The organism is Oceanispirochaeta sp., assembly GCF_027859075.1.
Classification (GTDB): Bacteria; Spirochaetota; Spirochaetia; order DSM-2461; family DSM-2461; genus Oceanispirochaeta.
The window spans coordinates 1-5,163 of record NZ_JAQIBL010000033.1 but is presented as its reverse complement, the minus strand read 5'-3'; the positions used below and the strand labels follow the sequence as shown (position 1 = coordinate 5,163).

4 protein-coding genes and 1 pseudogene are annotated in these 5,163 nt (G+C 44.3%); 3 read left to right on the top strand and 2 right to left on the bottom strand.

All coding sequences use genetic code 11. From position 1 onward, the window contains the following. Positions 1-813 (top strand): annotated as a pseudogene (locus PF479_RS01975) (hypothetical protein); the annotation flags it as partial. Between the two features lie 62 nt (positions 814-875). After that, the gene (locus tag PF479_RS01970) at positions 876-1,949 is read left to right on the top strand and encodes an Ldh family oxidoreductase (protein ID WP_298001704.1); all 1,074 of its coding nucleotides are present in this window, start codon (positions 876-878) and stop codon (positions 1,947-1,949) included. 21 nt (positions 1,950-1,970) lie between these two features. On the opposite strand, the gene PF479_RS01965 is transcribed toward PF479_RS01970, so the two are convergent. Both PF479_RS01965 and PF479_RS01960 read right to left on the bottom strand, forming a co-directional pair. After that, positions 1,971-2,480, bottom strand: coding sequence for a PaaI family thioesterase (locus PF479_RS01965; protein ID WP_298001702.1), 510 nt, complete (start codon positions 2,478-2,480; stop codon positions 1,971-1,973). 242 nt (positions 2,481-2,722) lie between these two features. Further along, on the bottom strand, positions 2,723-4,594 hold the full coding sequence (locus PF479_RS01960; RefSeq protein ID WP_298001700.1) for a GGDEF domain-containing protein: 1,872 nt from the start codon (positions 4,592-4,594) through the stop codon (positions 2,723-2,725). Positions 4,595-4,954: 360 nt separating this feature from the next. On the opposite strand from PF479_RS01960, the gene PF479_RS01955 reads away from it, so the two are divergent. Next, on the top strand, positions 4,955-5,163 hold a 209-nt coding region (locus PF479_RS01955; protein WP_298001698.1), incomplete at its 3' end, for a patatin-like phospholipase family protein.

The following is a 5,163-nucleotide window of genomic DNA, read 5'->3' as shown; positions in this document are numbered from 1 at the left end:
TTTTCTCTGCCGCGGCTGTCACGTAAAGATGTTCTGGATCATAATCTCAACAGAAACTACCGGTGTATACTGGGCCGGGAAACATCGATACAGAATGTGGAATGGGTAAATGACTGGCCTTCTCTCCCTGGAGGAGGAAGAACACCTTTGGACTCTTTTGAAATCCCTGACGACGAGATCATTCAGAGGGATTCTGCCTATGAACTGCTTACAGATTTTGAAGAGTCTTCACTGCCCCTGGAAATGCAAACGTTAAGATTGCCTTTTGAAGAATCTGTGATGAGTTTGACCCGGAATAAGGGTTTTCTGACACTGTCTGGCCGGGACTCTCCCGGCAGTAAACAGTTTCAGACTGTTGTGGGAATCAGACAAAAACATTTCACTTTTACAGTCAAAACTTCTGTTGAGTTCTCGCCAGTCAATTTTCAGCAGATGGCAGGCTTGATGTATCGCTATAACGAAGATACTTTCTATTACATAAATATAACGTACAATGAAGATCGATCTGAAAGAGTCATCAATCTCTTGGTCATGGATAATGGATTCCTCAGTATTCATAATGAGACGTCCATAGACAGCGAGAGAGTTTTTATGAAAATCCATGTGAACTCGGATAAAGTGATGTTTTATTACTCTATTGATGATTCTTTCTGGATCTCTCTTGGAAATGAATATGATGCAACTATTATTTCTGATGAATATATAAAGCCCTATTACGGCTTTACCGGTGCTTTTATCTGCCTGGGCTGCCATGATTGGAGTGGACAGAAATTGGATGCCAAGTTTGATTTTTTAAATTACAATAAGCTCTAGTTCTGGTTTATGATGAGCCTCTTAGGATTAGAATATTTGTTTTTAAGGAATGAAATGTGGATATGATCAGAATTGACAAAAATCAGCTTCTCTCCTTTTGTATGAAAACTTTTGAAGCCTGCGGTGTGAAGACCGCAGATGCTCGTGATTGCGCCGATGTTCTGGTTGCCGCAGATGCACGGGGGATTCCATCCCATGGGGTTGCCCGGCTTCAACGCTATATCAACGGACTGCAGGAGGGACTGATGGACCCGGTGATTGAGCCGGAAGTCATCAGAGAAACTCCGGTTTCTCTTCTGGTGGATGCCAGGGGTGCTTTGGGCGCTCCTGTCAGCTGTCAAACCATGCAGTCGGTTCTGGATAAGGCGGAGCAGAGCGGCATGGCTTTCGGAGCCGTGAGGAATTCAAATCATTACGGGATTGCTGGTTATTATGCCATGAAAGCCCTTGATAAGGACATGATTGGTATTTCCATGACCAATACGGCGGCCCTGGGAGTTCCTACTTTTGGAAAACAGGTCATGTTCGGCACGAATCCTATCGCCTTTGCCGCACCAGCCGACAAAGAGAGGGCCTTTGTCCTGGATATGTCAACCACTGTGGTCACCCGGGGGAAAATAGAAATCTATGATCGTGAACATAAGTCTCTTGAACCTGGATGGGCGGTTGATAAGGATGGACTCTCTGTCTCAAATCCTGGTCCTCTTCTGGAAGATATGTTTCATAGAAGAGGAGGAGGGATCGTCCCTCTGGGGGGAGATTCGGAGAGCTCCGGCGGTCATAAGGGGTTCGGTCTGGCCATGATGGTAGACATTCTGACGGGAGTCCTTTCAGGTTCCGCCTGGGGTGCTGATATCTATGATAAGGGAGAATCATCAGCACGTGTCTCCCACTGTTTCGGAGCCATGAAGATCGATCTGTTTATGGACGCCTGTGAGTTCCGCAGGAATATGGATAAAATGCTGCAGGTTATCCGCAACATGATTCCGGCGGAGGGACACGAACAGGTTTATTTTGCCGGCCAGAAGGAATTTGAAGCGGAAGCTCACTCTCTGGCTGAAGGCATCCCTCTCGCCGAGAATGTGTACAAGTCCCTCAGGAAAATTGGAGTAGAACTGTCGGTTCCCTTTTCGTAAAAGAGGACGGTTCCGTATCAATCAGGGAAGATCTACTTCGTCCAGAACCGGCTCGTCTTCAACGGGAAACCACTCATTGTCAGAAAAAGAATCATTAGCGATATCATGGATCTTCCGCTTGAGGTATTTACCTGTGCAGCTGACGGCGACCTCGCCGTCGGGAAGTAGAATCTCTCCGGTTCCTTCAAAAATAGGGCCACGTTCCGCGGTTATTCTGCCAATAGCCTTGAGTTCAACACCCAGGGGAACAGCTTTTTTATAACGCAGATTCAATTCCAGAGTGACTCCCCATACCTGTTCATCATAACGGGCCATGATGGCCCGGCCGATGGTTTCGTCCAGGATGGCCGAAGAGATCCCGCCATGGGTTATGCCTGGATAGCTCTGGTGAATCTCATCAGGGGTAAACAGAGCAATGACTTCATCATTCTCCGTTTCATAGAATCTTGTTTTCAAACCAAGATTGTTCTCCATCCCGCAGACAAGGCAGTTTTTAGAATTATTTTGTTTGGCTTTGATAGTATGTTTCATTTGTCTATAATACATTTATAACAACTGTTTTCAATATATTATTAGACCCTTTGGCCCTGAGCTGATAAAAAACAAGGAGACTCTATGGAATACCAACTTGTTGCTGTAAAAATCGGAAGCCGTGAAGCAAGCGCTACCACTGTATAAAAAATCCTTACAAGTTTTGGATGCAATATCAAGGTCAGGCTGGGGCTTCACGATATCCCCGAAAATGCCTGTTCCCCCTCGGGACTCGTGATCCTTCAGACCACCGCAGATGACGATGAATTGATAAAATTTATCTCTGATTTGAATGCCTTGGATGATGTTGTGGCCAAGTCGCTTGTACTCTGATTCAGTTCCAGTAGAGCAAAATTGTCTTTTCTGCTTTTAGACTGTTTCTTCAGGTCAAATAGAATCCTGTTCAATTCATCCAGGGATGTATTTCCTGGAACGATTACTTCTACAACGGCGGCACTGACCGACATGAGTGAAAAGGATTCAAAGTGTCCTTTTCTGTTGCGGGCTGTGATACATCCTTTATTTCTATGCTCTTCTGCGTAGTAGGCCAGGGCGCTCTCTGCAAAATCTGCCTGAGCCTTCTTAGTCAGGCTGCAAACTTCATCCTCAACGGGATCAGACTGGATGACTAAAAAATCATCTCCCCCCACATGGCCAATGAAGTCTTTATCCAGGTTGTACGTTTTTTTCAAAATCTCCCCAAAAAGGATTATCAGACGGTCACCCATTCTGAACCCGTAGGTATCATTAAATGGTTTGAAGTTGTTGAAATCAAAAATGATAATCCTTTTTCGAGGAATGGGGTTCTTCAAAACTTCGGCAAGCATTTTATGGATGGTGAAGTTTCCCGGCAGTCCTGAAAGGGGATTCTGATCCCTGGCGTAGGCCAGTTTCTGTTCATAGATCAATTGAATCAGATTGGAGGGGTCCAGAAGTCCCAGGTATTTACCATTACGGGTTATCATTATGCCCTCTGACTGGTTGTATGCCGCCGTTATATCCAGAATCTTTTCGAGGCTGCTGTTCACATCGGCCATGGGTATTCTTGTTACAAAGGATTCAAGTCCTCGGCTGTTGGAATGGTGCTGAAACAGGGATATTCCCAAGGGAGAGTATACGTATTGTTTCAGATCTATTTCCCGGATGACTCCCAGAGGTTCATTCAGGTTATTGACAACCGGCAGCAATCCAATTGAATGATCTTTCTGAAAGCGTTTAAGTATGGCGTCTCCATCGTCATACAAATGAACAGGAATGATGGATGTCAGTCTTTCTTCAATAAGGCAGGATTGATTTTCACCTTTTCTCTTACCAAAATTTGAACAGTCCTTGTCCAGATCATAGGATGAAGCGAGTTTTAGGATATCCTGCTCCGGACGGGCAATCCAATATCCCTGAAGATAATCACAGCCGATTTCACGGCAGAAATTAAGTTCCTGATCCGTTTCTATCCCCTCGGCTACCACCTTAATTCCCAGGAGATGAGCCATGTTCACAATGTTTTCTGCAAACAATTTTTTCTTCTGATCTTTATCTATGCCATCAATGAAAAAACGGTCAATCTTAATGATATCCGGTTCAGAATGGTACAGGAGCTGAAGCCCTGAGTATCCTGAGCCATAGTCATCGATGGCAATCCTGAAATTCTGACTCTTATACTGGTTTAAAATTTGAATGGTTTCAGAATAGTGGTTGATTTCATGTCGTTCTGAAAGTTCAAAATAAAAGTTGGATTTGGCTATTCCCAGAGTGCTCAGAAGTTCCTGAGTATTCCCGGAGGAGTAATCGGGCATCTCAAGAATCCTGTTATCCAGATTGTAAAAAAGAGCCTTGGTTTCCGCCCCCTGGATGGTGCGGAATTTTTCAATTGCTTTTTTTCTCAGTTCCAGATCAAGGGTATAGAGAGTTCTTTCCTGGAAGGACTGATCAAAAACATCAAAAATGCTGTTAAATCCGCACTCCTTCCAATTCCGGAGCAGAGCTTCATAGCCAAATACGTCACCAGTGTAGCTGTTGACAATGGGCTGGAGGGCATAATCCAGTGTCTTGCAAATATCTTTCCAGTCATCTGTCATGGGGGCAATCCTTTCTAGCAGACCATTCATTACTAACATAGTTAGAATCCTTATAATCTCATTATTAACTAAGGCCATCATCTGATTTTCAAATAAGAAATTGATGAAAAAGTATTAGAAATCGGTGAAAAGAATACCCCAACGATATCCTGACAGTTCTCTTATCAAAACGTAACTTGCATCGCTTTTAATATGTCCATAAAGACTTGGAATAATGCCCTGTGGCTTCACTGGATCTTATTACGGGGATTTACTTTTCACACCAGTGCCACCAGGGTGCACTGTGACTAATTTCAGTATTTTCCTTGAATAGATTTAAAGGCTGAGAGAACTCAACGGCTAAAAAAATTATTGCATCCATCCCATAACTCATCATAATGATTATGAAGGGGTACGGTCATGTTTAAAAAACGGCAGAAGGAAAAATACTGCCTTGTCTTGAGCGGAGGGGGAGCCAAGGGTGTCTATCACCTGGGTGCCTGGAAGGCTTTGAGTGAGCTTGGAATCGAAGTGGATGCCTTCATCGGAAATTCTATTGGTGCCATCGTAGCCGGATTCCTGGCTCAGGGACAGACCCGGGCTCTTGAAAATATCGGTGACCATATTGG